Origin of the sequence: Faecalibacterium sp. i25-0019-C1 (genome assembly GCF_042854225.1) — a bacterium.
In the GTDB taxonomy this organism is placed as follows: Bacteria; Bacillota; Clostridia; order Oscillospirales; family Ruminococcaceae; genus Faecalibacterium; species Faecalibacterium taiwanense.
Genome location: NZ_AP031428.1, coordinates 506,461 through 522,503, shown reverse-complemented (window position 1 = coordinate 522,503; position 16,043 = coordinate 506,461). Strand labels below are relative to the sequence as shown.

The 16,043-nt window shown below is 58.7% G+C and carries 14 protein-coding genes and 1 other annotated feature; of the genes, 4 read left to right on the top strand and 10 right to left on the bottom strand.

Annotated elements, in window-relative coordinates; genetic code table 11:
• Positions 1 to 98 precede the first annotated feature (98 nt).
• Together ACGHUK_RS02480 and ACGHUK_RS02475 are read left to right on the top strand one after the other, a co-directional pair.
• Positions 99 to 1,316, top strand: coding sequence for an FtsW/RodA/SpoVE family cell cycle protein (locus ACGHUK_RS02480; protein WP_223388173.1), 1,218 nt, complete (start codon positions 99 to 101; stop codon positions 1,314 to 1,316).
• 280 nt (positions 1,317 to 1,596) lie between these two features.
• Positions 1,597 to 2,277, top strand: a complete 681-nt coding sequence (locus ACGHUK_RS02475) for a sugar transferase (protein WP_390575756.1) — start codon at positions 1,597 to 1,599, stop codon at positions 2,275 to 2,277.
• A gap of 121 nt (positions 2,278 to 2,398) precedes the next feature.
• On the opposite strand, the gene ilvD is transcribed toward ACGHUK_RS02475, so the two are convergent.
• The 4 genes from ilvD to ilvB form a co-directional block, all read right to left on the bottom strand.
• Positions 2,399 to 4,057, bottom strand: coding sequence for a dihydroxy-acid dehydratase (ilvD, locus tag ACGHUK_RS02470; RefSeq protein WP_097774031.1), 1,659 nt, complete (start codon positions 4,055 to 4,057; stop codon positions 2,399 to 2,401).
• 168 nt (positions 4,058 to 4,225) lie between these two features.
• Complete coding sequence (ilvC, locus tag ACGHUK_RS02465; protein WP_097774032.1) at positions 4,226 to 5,245, bottom strand: ketol-acid reductoisomerase; 1,020 nt, start codon at positions 5,243 to 5,245, stop codon at positions 4,226 to 4,228.
• Positions 5,246 to 5,482: 237 nt separating this feature from the next.
• Positions 5,483 to 6,055 (bottom strand): acetolactate synthase small subunit, encoded by a 573-nt coding sequence (gene ilvN, locus ACGHUK_RS02460; RefSeq protein WP_337680090.1) that lies wholly within the window; start codon positions 6,053 to 6,055, stop codon positions 5,483 to 5,485.
• A 15-nt stretch (positions 6,056 to 6,070) separates the two neighbouring features.
• Positions 6,071 to 7,735 carry a biosynthetic-type acetolactate synthase large subunit gene (gene ilvB, locus ACGHUK_RS02455; protein ID WP_390574844.1) on the bottom strand — a complete coding sequence of 555 codons (1,665 nt, stop codon included), beginning with the start codon at positions 7,733 to 7,735 and terminating at the stop codon, positions 6,071 to 6,073.
• A gap of 92 nt (positions 7,736 to 7,827) precedes the next feature.
• Positions 7,828 to 8,086 (bottom strand) — a binding site (T-box leader).
• Between the two features lie 169 nt (positions 8,087 to 8,255).
• Between ilvB and ACGHUK_RS02450 the strand changes: the two genes are divergently transcribed.
• Positions 8,256 to 9,473, top strand: a complete 1,218-nt coding sequence (locus tag ACGHUK_RS02450; protein WP_390574842.1) for an ATP-binding protein — start codon at positions 8,256 to 8,258, stop codon at positions 9,471 to 9,473.
• Positions 9,474 to 9,665: 192 nt separating this feature from the next.
• Positions 9,666 to 10,466 (top strand): SDR family NAD(P)-dependent oxidoreductase, encoded by an 801-nt coding sequence (locus tag ACGHUK_RS02445; protein ID WP_044953736.1) that lies wholly within the window; start codon positions 9,666 to 9,668, stop codon positions 10,464 to 10,466.
• A gap of 76 nt (positions 10,467 to 10,542) precedes the next feature.
• Here ACGHUK_RS02445 and ACGHUK_RS02440 read toward each other — a convergent pair whose 3' ends face one another.
• The 6 genes from ACGHUK_RS02440 to ACGHUK_RS02415 form a co-directional block, all read right to left on the bottom strand.
• The gene (locus tag ACGHUK_RS02440; RefSeq protein WP_097774035.1) at positions 10,543 to 10,917 is read right to left on the bottom strand and encodes a RidA family protein; all 375 of its coding nucleotides are present in this window, start codon (positions 10,915 to 10,917) and stop codon (positions 10,543 to 10,545) included.
• A gap of 29 nt (positions 10,918 to 10,946) precedes the next feature.
• Positions 10,947 to 12,152 carry a threonine ammonia-lyase gene (ilvA, locus tag ACGHUK_RS02435; RefSeq protein WP_154260834.1) on the bottom strand — a complete coding sequence of 402 codons (1,206 nt, stop codon included), beginning with the start codon at positions 12,150 to 12,152 and terminating at the stop codon, positions 10,947 to 10,949.
• Positions 12,153 to 12,352: 200 nt separating this feature from the next.
• Complete coding sequence (locus tag ACGHUK_RS02430; RefSeq protein WP_390574839.1) at positions 12,353 to 13,402, bottom strand: TPM domain-containing protein; 1,050 nt, start codon at positions 13,400 to 13,402, stop codon at positions 12,353 to 12,355.
• Entirely contained in the window at positions 13,399 to 14,157 is a 759-nt protein-coding gene (locus tag ACGHUK_RS02425; protein WP_371290036.1) for a LemA, read from the bottom strand. The genes ACGHUK_RS02430 and ACGHUK_RS02425 overlap by 4 nt, the downstream gene beginning before the upstream one ends.
• A 1-nt stretch (position 14,158) precedes the next feature.
• Positions 14,159 to 15,316, bottom strand: coding sequence for a toxic anion resistance protein (locus tag ACGHUK_RS02420; protein ID WP_154255897.1), 1,158 nt, complete (start codon positions 15,314 to 15,316; stop codon positions 14,159 to 14,161).
• Positions 15,317 to 15,356: 40 nt separating this feature from the next.
• A complete protein-coding gene (locus ACGHUK_RS02415; RefSeq protein ID WP_005941432.1) occupies positions 15,357 to 15,983 on the bottom strand; it encodes a 5-bromo-4-chloroindolyl phosphate hydrolysis family protein in 627 nt (208 codons plus the stop codon).
• Positions 15,984 to 16,043: the final 60 nt, after the last annotated feature.

Below are 16,043 nucleotides of genomic sequence, written 5' to 3'. Positions count from 1 at the left end.
CGGTGTGCAAGCTGTGTATAATAGGATAAACTGGGTTGGTATTGCCCGCTGCAGCGGCAAAACCCGGTGTGCATCTGGGAACGAAAGGTGGTGCTTTCTTGGAAAGCATTCGACAATATTTTAAACGAACGGATAAGATCTATCTGCTGCTGTGCATCTTCAGCAGCACCATGGCGGTGGTGGCTCTTGCCTCCTGGGCCGCAAAGCAGGGCAACGGCTTTGCCACGGACGAGATCACTGGTGCCATTACCGGCATCGGCGATTACCGCCGCGCGCTGGTGCAGGCCGGTGCGGCGGTGCTTGGCATCGTGATCGCGCTGCTGCTCTCCTGCATCGACTACCGCAGCCTTGTCAAGGTGTGGCCGGTGCATGTAGCCCTGACATGGGGTCTGGTGCTGCCCACGCTGTTCATCCGCAATGTGGCCATCGGCCCGCTGACCATCGGCTTCAACGCCGGTGACACCGACAACTACTCCTGGTACAAGCTGGGCGGCTTTACCTTCCAGCCCACGGAGCTGGCAAAGATCAGCTTTATCCTTACCTTTGCCATGCACCTGAACAATGTGCGCAGCCGCATCAACGAGCCAAAGGAGCTGGTAAAGCTTCTGCTGCATCTGGCCGTGCCCATCCTTATCATCCACATTCAGGGCGACGACGGCACCGCCATCATCTACGCCATCATCGGCTGCTGCATGATGTTTGCAGCGGGCTTGAGCTGGAAGTATATCATCGGTGCCATTTCGGCAGCAGCTGTGGCCGTGGCGGCGGCGTTTGCCTTTTTCAGCGATAAGATTGGCAAGGGCTACCAGTGGTACCGCATTCTGGCCGTTATCGACCCGGAGAATTCCACCGGCTGGGCACCCAACGAAGCCACTTGGAAAAACATCATCTACCAGCAGCAGCGCGGCGAGATCGCCATCGGCTCCGGCGGCATCTTCGGCAACGGCCTGTTCAGCGGCCGGTACTACAGCGTGCCCAATGCCCACAACGACTTTATTCTCAGCTGGATGGGCAATGTCATTGGCTTTGTGGGCCTGTGCATCGTGCTGGGGGCACTGCTGGCACTGGTGATCAAGACCTTTGCCACCGGTGCGCGCAGCGAGGACCTGCTGGGCAGCTATATCTGCGCCGGCATCGGCGGTGCTCTGATGGCGCAGATCGCAGTGAATGTAGGCATGAACCTGCGGGTGCTGCCGGTCATCGGCGTCACCCTGCCCTTTTATTCTGCGGGCGGCAGCTCGGTGCTGATGCTGTATATCTGCGTGGGGCTTGTGCTGTCGGTCTATATGCACAACACAAAGAGCCTGTTCGGGTAAGGCTCTGACGCACCGGTCTGTCTGTTCATCGTTTTCCACCTCTGTGATCCGGTTTTTTCTGATATACCAGACAAAAAATGGTTCAACTCTCTTGCAATCCGCCTGTACACATGGTAAAATTGTACAGAAGTTTGTAGTTTTATTGTGCAATAGGTGCAATAACTGTGTGGGAGAGTTTGGGGCTCTCCTGTTTTCATGTTATAGGATCAATGGAGTGAATCTAAGTATGACAACTGTAACCACTGCGCCAGAAGCGGAATACTGGCTGCAGACCGGTTGGATGGAGGAGCCCGGCGCAGAGCTTGGCATCCACAAGCCGATTACGATCGATCGTAAGACGAATCTTCACGAGCACCGCGCCTACTGGTGTGTGCGCCGCGCACAGGATATCTTCTTTTCTCTGCTGGCGCTGATCGCGCTTTCCCCGCTGATGCTCCTTACCTGCATTGCAGTCTGGATCGACAGCCCGGGTGCAAGCCCGGTGTTCAGCCAGCTGCGGGTGGGCCGCAACGGCAAGCTGTTCCGGCTGTACAAGTTCCGTTCCATGTGCCCGAACGCCGAGAGCAAGCTCAACGATCTGCTGCAGGACAACGAGATGGACGGCCCGGTGTTCAAGATGAAGGACGATCCCCGCATCACCCGGGTGGGCCATTTCATCCGCAAGACCAGCATCGACGAGCTGCCTCAGCTGGTGAACATCCTCAAGGGCGATATGAGCATTGTGGGCCCGCGCCCGGCTCTGCCCCGTGAGGTGGCCCAGTACACCCCTTATGAATGGCAGCGGCTGTACGTGACACCGGGCCTTTCCTGCTACTGGCAGATCGCGCCGCACCGCAACCAGCTGAGCTTTGAGGAGTGGATGGCGCTGGATGTGAAGTATGTCAAGGAGCGCAGCTTTCTGGTAGACTGGAAGATCATCTTTGCAACCTTCCGTGCGGTGCTGTTCGGCCACGGAGAATAATTCGGATCACAGATCGGCAGAGCCTGCGGGCTTTGCCGATTTTTTTACAGATAGCCTTCAGGAAACAAAAAACAGAGGAACGACGCGGGGTCGTCCCTCTGTTTTTGCTTAGATCATCAAATCACTTCAGCACAGCGCCCAGATTTGCACTGGTGACCATGCGTGCGTAGCGGCTCAGCCAGCCTGTCTTGATGTTGGGTTCGGGTGCAACATACTTTGCCTTGCGCTGGGCCAGAACTTCGTCGCTGACCTCCAGCGTGATGGAGGCATTGGGGATATCAATGTTGATGGTATCTCCCTCCTCGATCAGGCCGATGGGACCGCCGGAAGCAGCCTCCGGGCTCACATGGCCAATGGCCGCACCGCGGCTTGCGCCGGAGAAGCGGCCATCGGTGATGAGGGCCACGGTCTTGTCCAGCTTCATGCCGGCCAGTGCGGAGGTGGGGTTCAGCATCTCACGCATGCCGGGGCCGCCCTTGGGGCCTTCGTAGCGGATGACCACCACATCGCCCGGGACGATCTTGCCCGCATAGATGGCGGCAATGGCCTCGTCCTCGCTGTTGAACACGCGGGCCGGGCCGGAATGCTGCTGCATCTCGGGGGCTACGGCGCTGCGCTTGACCACACAGCCGTCCGGTGCAATGTTGCCCCACAGGATCTGCAGACCGCCGGTCTGGGAGTAGGGGTTGTCGATGGGACGGATGGCCTTGTCGTTCAGGATGTGTGCGCCCTTGATGTTCTCGCCCAGCGTCTTGCCGGTAACGGTGGGCACATCCAGATCCAGCAGGCCCTTCTTGGCCAGCTCTGCCTGCACGGCGGGGATGCCGCCTGCGGCGTACAGGTCCGGCATGTGGGTGGGGCCGGCCGGTGCCAGATGGCACAGGTTCGGGGTCTTGGCGCTGATCTCATTGAACAGCTTCAGGTCGATGGGCACACCAGCCTCATAAGCGATGGCCAGCAGGTGCAGCACGGTGTTGGTGGAGCAGCCCAGAGCCATATCGCAGGTCAGAGCGTTGCGGATGGAGCGCTCGTTGATGATCTGGCGTGCGGTGATGCCCTTCTTGACCATATCCATAATGGCCATACCGGCGTGCTTTGCCAGCTGCAGACGCTTGGAGTAGACGGCAGGAATGGTGCCGTTGCCGGGCAGTGCGATGCCGATGGCCTCGCACAGGCAGTTCATGCTGTTGGCGGTGTACATGCCGGAGCAGCTGCCGCAGCTGGGGCAGCAGTTGCAGGTGCAGTCTTCCAGCTGATCCTCGGTGATCATACCGGCCTTGTAGGCACCCACAGCCTCGAACATCTTGGAAAGGCTGACCTCTTCGCCGCCGTAGGTACCGGCCAGCATGGGGCCGCCGGAGCAGACCACAGCGGGCACATCCATGCGCACCGCTGCCATCACCATGCCGGGCACGATCTTATCGCAGTTGGGCACCAGCACCAGACCGTCCAGCTGGTGGGCCATGAGCATGGTCTCAACGCTGTCGCAGATCAGCTCACGGGATGCAAGGCTGTACTTCATGCCCACATGGCCCATGGCGATGCCGTCGCACACGCCAATGGCGGGGATCAGGATGGGCGTGCCGCCTGCCATCTCAACGCCGGCCTTTACGGCATCGGCGATCTTGTCCAGATTCATATGGCCGGGCACGATCTCGCTGTAGGCGCTCACCACGCCGATCAGCGGGCGCTCCAACTCTTCCTTGGTGTAGCCCAGTGCGTAGAACAGGCTTCGGTTCGGGGCGCGCTCCGAACCCTTGGTCACGTTGTCACTTCTCATTTCAAATCCTCTTTTCTGACAAAAACCCTCTCCGTCACGGCTGCGCCGTGCCACCTCTCCCGAAGGGGAGAGGTTTTTGCGGAGGATCTATAAGGTTCCCACTTTCAACAAAAACTCCCCCTTTCGGGGGAGCTGGCCGCCGAAAGGCGGCCTGAGAGGGTTTTCCCCTTACTTCTTCAGCCAGCTCATCATGCCGCGCAGCTCTGCGCCGACCTTCTCGATGGGCAGCTCTGCTTCCATGCGGCGCTTTGCCAGGAAGTGCACCTTGCGGCCGCCGTTGGGGCTCATCTCGGTCAGGAATTCGGAAGCGAAGGTGCCGTCCTGGATCTCGGTCAGAACCTTCTTCATTTCCTTGCGGGTCTCGGCGGTGATCAGGCGCTTACCGGTGCGGTAGTCGCCGTACTCAGCGGTGTTGGAGATGGAGTAACGCATCTTGGAGAAGCCGCCCTCGTTGATCAGGTCAACGATCAGCTTCATCTCGTGGCAGGTCTCAAAGTATGCCATCTCGGGCTCGTAGCCAGCTTCCACCAGCGTATCGAAACCGGCGTGGATCAGCTCGGAAACGCCGCCGCACAGCACTGCCTGCTCGCCGAACAGGTCGGTCTCGGTCTCCTCCTTGAAGGTGGTCTGCAGGATGCCTGCACGGCCAGCGCCGATGCCGGAAGCGTATGCCAGAGCAATATCCTTAGCCTTGCCGGTGTAGTCCTGCTCCACGCAGATCAGAGAGGGGCAGCCCTCACCCTCGGTGTACAGGCGGCGGACGATGTGGCCGGGGCCCTTGGGAGCGATCATGATAACGTCCACATTCTTGGGAGCAGTGATGGTCTTGAAGTGGATGTTGAAGCCGTGTGCAAAGGCCAGTGCCTTGCCCTCGGTCATGTAGGGAGCCACCTGCTTGTTGTAGATGTCAGCGCACAGCTCATCGGGCACCAGCATCATGACAACGTCGCCGGCCTTGGCAGCTTCTTCCACTTCCATGACCTTGAAGTTCTCGTGAGTTGCTGCGAACTCAGAAGCCTTCTCCCAGTGAGCAGAGCCCTTGCGCAGGCCGACGACGACGTTCACGCCGCTCTCGGCCAGGTTCTCAGAGTGTGCGTGGCCCTGGCTGCCGAAGCCGATGACAGCGACGGTCTTGCCGTCCAGCACGCCGAGGTTGCAGTCGGAATCGTAGTATTTCTTGATAGCCATGGTAGTTGTTCTCCTTTTTTGTTTTGTGTTTATTCAGTGGCTGATTGTAAACATTTTATTTTTTCGCTCACTGTGGAGCGGAAAAGCGAAGTTTTAACCCTCTCAGTCATCTCGCTTTGCTCGATGCCAGCTCCCCCGAGGGGGGAGCTTTTATCATACCTTCTCTTTTGATGATGCATAAAACCTCGCCCTTCGGGAGAGGTGGCACGGCGCAGCCGTGACGGAGAGGGTTCGTTCTTACTTTCTCTCCGGGCAGTGGGTCCCCGGCAGAGGCAGCTGTGCTTCGCGCACCTCCTGCGGAGGCTTCTGCATATGCTGATGCATCCCGCCGCGCTCCAGTGCGGTAACACCGGTGCGGCACTGCTCCAAAATTTTGTAATCTGTAAACATTTTCAGGAAGGCATCGATCTTATCCGGCTTGCCGATCAGCTCGAACACCATGCTGTCCGGCGAAAGGTCGATGATCTTGGCCTTGTAGATGCTGGCGATCTCCCGCAGCTCGCTGCGGTTGTGCACATCGGATGCTACCTTCAGCAGCAGCAGTTCCCGTTCCAGAGATTTTTCGCCGTCCAGCACGAACACCTGACGGGTGACCTCCAGACGCTCGGTCTGCAGGATCAGCTGGCTGAGTGCCTTTTCGTCGCTGGTGATGGTAACGGTGATGCGGCTGACCGCCGGGTCGTTGGTAGCCGAAACGGTCAGGCTGTCAATGTTGAAGCCGCGGCGGCAGAACAGGCTGGACACACGGGCCAGAACACCGCTCTGGTTGTCCACCAGCAGGCTGATGACCCTGCGCTTGTTGGATTCCATATTGCTGTGCCCTCCTTATTCCATGATGATATCGTTGATGTCGCCGCCGCCGGGGATCATGGGCAGCACCTTTTCGTCCTTATCGATGATGCACTCGATCCAAGTAGGGCCTTTCTGCTTCATTGCATCGGCAAAGGCAGTCTGGAACTCCGGCAGGTTAGTGCAGCGGTAGCCCTTCAGGCCAAAGCCGTCTGCCAGCTTGACGAAGTCCGTCTTGCGGTGGGGGTCGGTCTGGCTGTAGCGCTTTTCGTAGAAGGTGGTCTGCCACTGGCGCACCATGCCCAGCACCGAGTTGTTAAAGATCACAGTGATGATGGGCAGCTCATAGCTCACGGCGGTGCAGGCCTCGTTCAGGTTCATGTGGAAGGAGCCGTCGCCGGTAAACATGACCACCCGCTGGTCGCGGCCCAGAGCCATCTGTGCGCCAATGGCGGCACCGTAGCCAAAGCCCATGGTACCCAGACCGCCGCTGGTGATAAAGCCGCGGCTCTTGGCGTGGCGCAGGTACTGTGCCGCCCACATCTGGTGCTGGCCCACATCGGTCACATACACGGCTTCGGGGCCGCACTGGTTGCACACCTCGCCGATCACCTGATGGGGCATCAGGCGGGTGGGGTCGGACACCGGGTGGTAATCCTGTGCCTGCCACTCATGGATCATCTTCATCCAGTCGGGATGCTTCTTTTCCTCGATCTGCGGCAGCATGGCGTTCAGCACGTAAGCGGCATCGCCCACGATGGAAAGATCGACCTCCACATTCTTGCCCAGCTCACTGGGGTCGATGTCGATCTGGATGATGGTGGCGTTCTTTGCAAAGGTCTTGGGGTTCAGGGCCACACGGTCCGAGAAGCGGGTACCCACTGCAATCAGCACGTCGCAGTCGGCCACGGCACGATTGGAGGTGTAACAGCCGTGCATACCCACCATGCCAATGTTCATCGGGTCGCCGTAGGGCACAACGCCTGCGGCCATCAGGGTGTAGGTGGCCGGGATCTCTGCCTTGTGCAGCAGATCACGCAGCGGCTGGCAGGAGGCTGCGCTGCGCACGCCGCCGCCAAAGTAGACCAGCGGTCGCTGGGCCGCATTGATAAGATCCGCTGCCCACTTGACCTGCTCCGCGTTGAAGGTGGTAACGGTACGGATGGGCTCCGGCTTTTTGGGGGTGAACTCGCATACCGCCGCTGTCACGTCCTTGGGGATATCCACCAGCACCGGGCCCTTGCGGCCGCTCTGTGCAATACGGAAGGCAGAGCGCATGGTATCGGCCAGCTCTTCCACCCGGCGCACCGTGAAGTTGTGCTTGGTAATGGGCATCGTGATGCCCTCAATGTAGGCTTCCTGAAAGCCGTCCTTACCAAGGCCCGCCGTGGCTACGTTGCCGGTGAAGGCCACCATGGGCACCGAGTCCATATAGGCCGTGGCAATGCCGGTGACCAGATTGGTGGCACCCGGGCCGCTGGTGGCCAGCACCACACCGGTGCGGCCGGTGGCACGGGCATAACCGTCTGCCGCGTGGGCCGCGCCCTGTTCATGTGCCGTCAGCACATGGGTGATGCGGTCCGTATTTTTGTACAGCTCATCGTAAAGGTTCAGCACTGCGCCGCCGGGATAACCAAAAAGGGTGTCCACGCCCTGCTCGCAGAGGACCTCCACAAAAATCTGAGAACCATTCAACTGCATGGTGAGTTTCTCCTGTTTTCCTAACCTTTTTCCACTTTTTACACGTTCCCGGGGAGCTTCTTTTTAAAAGAAAAGGCCTTTGTCCCCTGTTATCAAGAGACAAAGACCTTGTGATCATCAAGCTCTCTGCGGTACCACTCTCGTTGGCGTGCTGTGCACACCCTCTCACGGGCTTCCAACAAAGCCCTGCACGGTAACGGCTGCAACCGGCGCTGCTTACAAGGGTTTTGCACCCGTTGGGCAGGCTGCTCCGGGATGATTTTCCGCACGAAGCACTGACTGCCTTGCACCAGACGGCAGCTCTCTGAACAGTGGGGATCGTGTGGTACTTTTTCCCATCTGCGCATTTGTTGATGTAAATTATACTATAAATCGGCCTTTTGTCAATCGACAATTTGTAACCTGAATCACCCCAAACATGAAGTTAATTGAACACCTCTTGCGCCATAGCACAATGCGCTGTATACTTCTGATATGCGCGCCTGCGCGTTTAATTTAAGACCAACTAGAGGACAGGAATATGAAATTGAGAGAATGGAATGCCCGGCTGCACGGGCTTGTTGTTTTCCGCAGCCTGCTGGACGACCCCGTTGTGGCAAAGCTTGTGGACCTGACCGACCGCATGGAAGCCGGTGCGCCCGGCTATGGCCCGGTGTGCGACGCTGTGGCCCAATTTGAAGCCGCACTGTTCGAGCACACCACCAACTGGGGCAGCTACCTCAGCGCCGCTGTGCTGGAAGCCGAGACCGTCTGCGTGCGTCAGGCTGCATCGGGCACCCTTGCCCCTGCACTGCAGACCGCGCTGGACAGTGAACTGGCTTTTCTGCAGGCTCTGTGCGGCCTGACGCTGGACGAACTGCTGGCCGCTGCCGGTTCTGCCACAGGGCAGGCGCAGGAGCTGGCTTTCCTGCCCCGGTGGGAGACCTCCGGCATCGACCTGCCTGCCGCCTACGCCCAGCGCATGAGCGAAGTGGGAAAAAAGGGCTATGGCATGTTTGCCAAGCACCATGTGTTCACGGTGGAGAACGGCCAGCTGGTGCCGGTGAAATACCCGGACCCTCAGCGCCTTTCCGAGCTGCCCGGCTACGAGAAGGAGCGCGAAAAGGTCATTGCCAACACAAAGGCCCTGCTGGCCGGGATGCCCGCCAACAATGTGCTGCTGTACGGCGATGCAGGCACCGGCAAGTCCAGTGCGGTGAAAGCCATTGCCAATGAGTTTGCACCTGAAGGCCTGCGGCTGGTGGAAGTGAAGAAGAACCAGCTCTACCAGATCCCGGATCTGATGGACAAACTGGCCGCGAACCCGCTCAAATTCATCCTGTTCATCGACGACCTGAGCTTTACCGCCAACGACGACAACTTTGCCGCGCTCAAGGCCATTCTGGAAGGCAGCGTGGGCGGCCGGGCCAAGAACATTGCGGTATATGCCACCTCCAACCGCCGCCACCTTATTAAAGAAACACTGACCGACCGCACCGGCGACGACATCCACGAAGCCGATACCCGGCAGGAGCTGATGAGCCTTTCGGCCCGGTTCGGCCTGACGGTCACTTTCCAGCGGCCGGAGAAGGCCCGGTTTGAGACCATTCTGGCCGAACTGGCAAAGCAGCACGGCATCGACATGCCGATGGATCAGCTGCTGGTCAAAGCCGAAGCCTTTGCCATCCGCGCCGGCGGCCGCAGTCCCCGCGTGGCAAAGCAGTTTATTGAGCAGTGCGAGGCGGGCGTGCAGAAGTAATTAGTTTGTCTTTATTTTAACATCAAAGTCTCTGACAAATCTTTCACAAAATGCCGAGAAGTCGTGAATTTTTTCACCTTCTCGGCATTCTTTGTCTATTTTTTATTTATCGGTAAAAAGCCTTGCATTCTATTGAAATTCAGGCTATAATATGGCCAACATCAGCCAATTGAGCACTTCTGGAGGGCAACTATGGGCTTTTTAACGGGTAAGACCGCTATCATCACCGGCGCAGGCCGCGCCGTACTTTCCGATGGCAGCTGCGGCTCCATCGGCTATGGCATTGCCACCGCCTTTGCAAAAGAGGGCGCAAATCTGGTCATCACTGGCCGTAATGTAAAAAAACTGGAAGAGGCAAAAAACGAGCTGGAAGCCAAGTATGGCATCCGTGTTCTGCCGGTGCAGGCAGATGTGTGTGCAGGTACCGACAACGAAGCCACCGTGCAAAATGTCGTCAATCAGGCTGTGGATACCTTTGGCGGCATTCAAGTGCTGGTGAACAACGCACAGGCATCCGCTTCCGGCGTGCCGCTGGCAGAGCACACCACCGAGCAGTTTGATCTGGCCCTTTATTCCGGCCTGTACGCTGCATTTTACTATATGAAGGCCTGCTATCCCTATCTGGCCAAGTCCAAGGGCAGCGTGATCAACTTTGCATCCGGTGCAGGCTTGTTTGGCAACTTTGGCCAGTGCTCCTACGCTGCCGCCAAGGAGGGCATCCGCGGCCTGTCCCGCGTGGCCGCTACTGAGTGGGGCAAGGATGGCATCAATGTCAACGTGATCTGTCCGCTGGCCTGGACCGCCAAGCTGGAGCAGTTCCAGCAGGCATACCCGGATGCGTTCAAGGCCAACGTCAAGATGCCGCCCATGGGCCACTACGCCAACCCCGAGACCGAGATCGGCCGGGTATGCGTGCAGCTGGCCATGCCGGACTTCAAGTATCTGTCCGGAGAGACCCTCACGCTGGAGGGCGGCATGGGTCTGCGCCCGTAATTGCTGTTCTCATTCTTCCTCATACATGCAAAAGGGGCTGTGCCACTGGCACAGCCCCTTTTGTGTTTAGGCCTGATCATTCGCGCACGGCGATGCACTCGATCTCCAGCTTTGCACCCTTGGGGATGGCGGCCACCTGCACGCAGCTGCGGGCAGGGAACGGCTCAGCAAAGGCCTTGGCATACACGGCATTCACAGCGGCAAAATCGTTGATATCGGCCAGAAAAATGACAGTTTTGACCACATTTGCCATGGAAAGGCCAGCCTCGGCCAGAATGGCCTTGAGGTTTGCAAGGCTCTGTGCAGCCTGCTCTTCAACCGTATCGGCCATCTTGCCGGTAGCAGGGTCTACCGGGATCTGGCCGGAAACAAACACCATATTGCCCAGATCGATCGCCTGGCTGTAAGGGCCGATGGCTGCGGGTGCGTTGGAAGTGGAAACGACTTTCATGATAAAACGTTCCTTTCTTTTTTCTTCTATTATACTCTTTCGCTCACAAGCTGGAAACCCTCTTTTGCAAGCTCTGCGCGGATCTGCTCGATCTGCTCGGCATCGCGGGTCTCAAGGGTGAGCTTGAGGAAGCAGCTGGAAATGGGCATGTTGGGATCGGAGCCATCGTGCTGCACCGACACCACATTGCTGCCGCAGCGGGACACGATCTCGGCCACCTTCTTGAGCTGGCCGGGCCTGTCCTCCAGCGCAATGGTCATGTTCGCCTTGCGGCCGCTCATGACCAGACCACGGGTGATCACGCGGTTGAGGATGTTCACATCGATGTTGCCGCCGGAGACGACGCAGGCCACCTTTTTGCCCTCGACCGGCAGCTTGTGGAACAGCACTGCAGCCACCGGCACGGCTCCGGCACCCTCGGCAACCAGCTTCTGGTTCTCCATCAGCGAGAGGATGGCGGCAGCGGTCTCATCTTCGCTCACGGTCACGATGTCGTCCACATACTGCTCACAGATCTGGTAGGTCAGCTCACCGGGAGTCTTGACCTGAATGCCGTCTGCAAAGGTAGAAACGGCTTTCAGGGTCTGGTACTTATGCTCGTGCAGGCTGCGGTACATGCTGGGTGCACCCTCGGCCTGTACGCCATAGACCTTCACCTCCGGGCGCAGACTCTTGATGGCAAAGGCCACGCCGGAGATCAGGCCGCCGCCGCCCACCGGCACAACGACCGCATCCACATCCGGTAGCTGATCCAGAATTTCCAGACCAATGGTTCCCTGCCCCGCGATGACCTGCTCATCGTCATAGGGGTGGATAAAGGTCATGCCGGTCTCTTCCTGCAGCTCCACAGCCTTGTCGTGGGCATCATCGTAGGTGCCGGGCACCAGACACACCTCTGCGCCCAGATTCTTGGTATTCTCCACCTTCATGATGGGGGCACCGTCCGGCATACAGACGATGCTCTTGATGCCGCGACGGGTAGCAGCCAGCGCCACGCCCTGTGCGTGGTTGCCGGCAGAGCAGGCGATCACGCCCTTGGCGCTCTCCTCCTCGGAAAGCTGGCTGATCTTATAGTAAGCACCGCGCACCTTAAAGCTGCCGGTGGCCTGCAGGTTTTCGGTTTTCAGGTACAGCTGGCAGTCCTTGGAGAGCTTGGGTGCCTCGATGAGGTCGGTCTTGCGGGCAACATCCTTGAGCACAAAGGCTGCATGGTAGATCTTATCCAGAGTCAGCATGGTTTTCTCCCTCTATTTTTATCGTTCCCTGCTCTGCGGCTTTTCCACCCTCAGAGCCTTTATTTCTGGCTTATTATGCATGTTTCTCAGTATAGGTTAACAAAGTTGATTTGTCAAATGAATTTCCTTCACACCTGAAACCGAAAAAGAGAACTGCCGCAGGCATACCGCCCACAGCAGTTCTCCGTGTTTTTGTGTTTTTAACGGCCGCGGCCACCGCCGCCGCCGTGGCTGCCGCCGCCGCCCATTCCACCGAAGGAGCCGCCGCCGAAGCTGCCGCCGCCGAACGAGCCGCCCCCAAAGGAGCCGCCTCCGCGGGAGCCACCGAAGGACCCGCCGCCAAAGCCGCCGCCCATGGGAGGACGGGGCGGACGCCGGTTGTTGTTCCGGGGCGGGCGGGGCCGGTCATTGCGGGGGCCGGGGCCATAGCCCGGGCCGTATCCGGGACCAAAGCCGGGGCCCGGAGGAGGCGGCGGGCCGGGACGATAATGCCGACGGGCCGAGCCTGCCATGTAGCCCCATGCGAAGGGGCCCCAGTTCCAGCCCACTGCATGGCCGATGGGTGCAATGAACACCCGGAACACGAACAGTACGATGATCAGCATCACCATCAGGGACATGAACAGGATCACGATACCCAGAACGATATCCCCAAAGGTGGTGGGGCCGTCGTCCGGCTCCGCGTAGCCGCCATCGTCATAGCTGCCATTGTTCAGATTTACCCCATAAACACTTGCAATGGTGTCGGCCACATTGTTGGCACAGGTGATTACTGCATCGCTGTAATCGCGGTTAACAAAATCACCTTCCATGGTCTGGGCGAGGGCGCTGGCCTGACTTTCCAGCGTGGTGTTGCGGAAGCCGTCGCCGTAGGTCACGTAGTAATCGCCGTCCTCGTAGATGGGCGATTCCATCACCAGCAGGATCAGCACACCGTTGTTCTCGGAAGCCGAGCCAATGCCCCAGGCGTTGAGGGCCTGTGTTGCATAATCCTCAGTGGAATAATTGCCCGTATAATCTACAGTCAGTACGCCGATCTGTGCTCCGTTGCAGCTGGACTGCAGCTGGTTGTTCAGATCAACGATGGTCTGGGTAGTGCTGTCGCTCAGGATGTTGGCATCATCCACCACACATTCGTCTTTGGGCAGGTCCGGCAGGCTGGCGGCGGCAAGGGCCGCCGGGCACAGGGCCGCTGCGCCCACCACAAGGGCCAGCACCAGAGCGCTCACACGTTTTGCAAAATTTTTCATGCGAAGGGTTCAACCTCCTTTACACCGGCAATGGCTCCCAGCACGCTGGCCGGGAAGCCGCCGGTCTCTTTTTGGTAGTCGTAAACGGCATCGTTGTATTTCAGGGTGCCGATGATGGTAGCCGCACTGTTGAACTGGCCGTACTGGCCCTGCACCGCGCCCATCTTCATGGGGTCTGCGGCCTGCTCCTGCAGCTTTGCGTAGAGCTGGTCGATCCGCGACCCCAGCACCTCGTTGGCCTGATACAGCGCATGCATCGTGCTGCCCTGATAATAGGGCAGCGAGGTGAGTGCCTGACTTTTGCCGCCGTTCTGCACGGCTTCCAGACAGGCGGTAAAATCGCTCAGCGCGCTCTGTGCGGCCTGTACCTCGGCACTGTCCGCTCCCAGCGTGCTGCCGGCGGTGGTGATGATGTTTGCCGCCGTGTTCATGCGGGTGGTCAGCTCCTCGTTGAGGTTATAGCCGTTGTCTGCCGCCACACCCACCGTGTACCATTTGCGGACTTCGTTGTACCGGCTGTGCAGCTTGGCGCTGCCAAAGCCCAAAAAGGCCGCCAGCATCACCACCACGCTCAGCGCCAGTGCAGCTGCGCGGGTGGAAAGGGCTGCGGGCAGCTTTGCTTCCAGCCCTGCCAGCTTCTGCTGCAGAGGTGTCAGCGGCACGGCCTGCTCCGGCTGCTTTTGTTCGCGGTAGCTGCCCGCGTCAAAACCGCCGGAAGTGCTGTTCTGTTTTTGCGAAAAATCTGCGTTTGCCATCTCAGCTCCGGATCTCCATCATTTTTGCTTTCAGTTCGTCCTCGATGCGGTTCAGCTCCTGCTCGGCGGCAGCGCGCTTTGCGCGGCCCTCGCTCTGGATCTTGTTCAGCTCGTCCAGCGTCTCGATCAGGCTCTTGTTGGTCTGCTGCAGGGTCTCGATGTCCACCACACCGCGCTGAGATTCCTTTGCGGTCTCGATGGTACCCATCTTCAGGGCCTCGGCGTTCTTCTTGAGCAGGTCGTTGGTCATGTCGGTCACGGCACGCTCGGCCTGCATGGCCTGCTGGCTGTGGGCCAGACCCAATGCCAGCACCATCTGGTTCTTCCACAGCGGGATGGTGTTGACGATGGTGGACTGGATCTTTTCTGCCATCATGGTATTGTTGTTCTGCAAAAGGCGGATCTGCGGCCCCATCTGCAGGCTGATGTTGCGGGTCAGCTCCAGATCATAGAGCTTCTTCTCAAAGCGTTCGCACTGGTCGGCCAGATCGCGGGCAGCCTGTGCATCCTCCGGCAGGCCGGAAACCTTGGCCTTATCCATGGCCTGCTGCAGCTCGTTTGCGCGCACATCGGCCAGCTTCTTTTTGCCGGCAAGGATATACATGCTCAGCTCCTTGAAGTAGGCCATGTTCAGATCATACATCTTATCCAGCATGGCGATGTCCTTGAGCAGCTGCACCTGATGGCCCTCCAGCATGGACTGGATCTTTTCCACGTTGGTCTCGGCCTTGTTGTACTTCATCTTCATGGCATCCAGCTGGTCGCCCTTCTTCTTGAAGAAGCCGAGGATGCCCTTTTTTTCCTCCTCACCGGCATCAAAGCTCTTCAGCTCACCGATCAGGCTGGTGATCATATCGCCCACTTCGCCCAGATCCTTGGTGGCCACCTTGGAAAGGGCGGCCTCGGAGAAATCGCCGATCTTCTTCTGACAGGCGGAGCCGTACTGCAGCACCTGCTGGCTGTTGGTAATGTCGATCTTTTCGGCAAACTGATCCACCATGGCCTGTTCTTCCGGGGTCAGGTTCACCTGCGGCTGCTCCGGTGCGGCAGCTTCCTGCTGGGCGGGTGCTGCCTTTTCCTCTTCTGCCGGGGTGGGGTCCAGCGTCAGGGTGGGTACTGCGGGTGCATCGAGGTCAAAGTTGAATGTATTATCAGCCATAAGAGATTCCTTCCTTTCCAAATACCATTTACCTTTTTTCTTAGCTCAGGCCCTGCCCTTTGAGCATGTTCTGCAGCACCGTGATATCTGCAGAAAGGTCCATGCTCTCGGCGGCGTACAGGGCATCCAGCTGGTTTTCAAACGCCGTGGCAATGGAAGCAGCATTGTGCTCCACCTCGGTACGGATGGCTGCGGCATTCTCGCCGCGCACGCCCTGCTTTGCCAGCTTTGCATACTGCTGCAGAACGTTCACCGCATCCGGCAGGTAATAGTTTGCGAACCTGCGCACCTGCTTTGCCTTTTCCGGGTTTGCTTCCACCGCTTCCACAATGGAGCGGCCCGCCTTTTCCATGCGGGTCATGGCGGCAGAGAGCTGCGGGTCCGGCAGCTGCTCGTTGAGGGTGTGCAGGGTATCCAGTTTCTGCTGAATGTCGGTCAGCATCGCGTCCACATCCTCCACACCGGTGTGGAAAGGCACTTCGTGCTCCACCACCCGGGGCGGGCAGACCTTCTGTGCCGCACCAAAGGCCACAAATGCACCGCCCAGCGCCGCCAGCAGCGCCCACAGCTTATACACCGGCAGTACCGCGCACAATACCAAAAAGACCAGTGCCATTGCATAAAATGGCAGAACGCTGGGCTTTCTGGTGCGGATGATCTTGCTCATGTTTCTTCTCCTTGTCCGGGGCATTGCCCCTTATGTTACCCATAATACCGCACCCCGCGA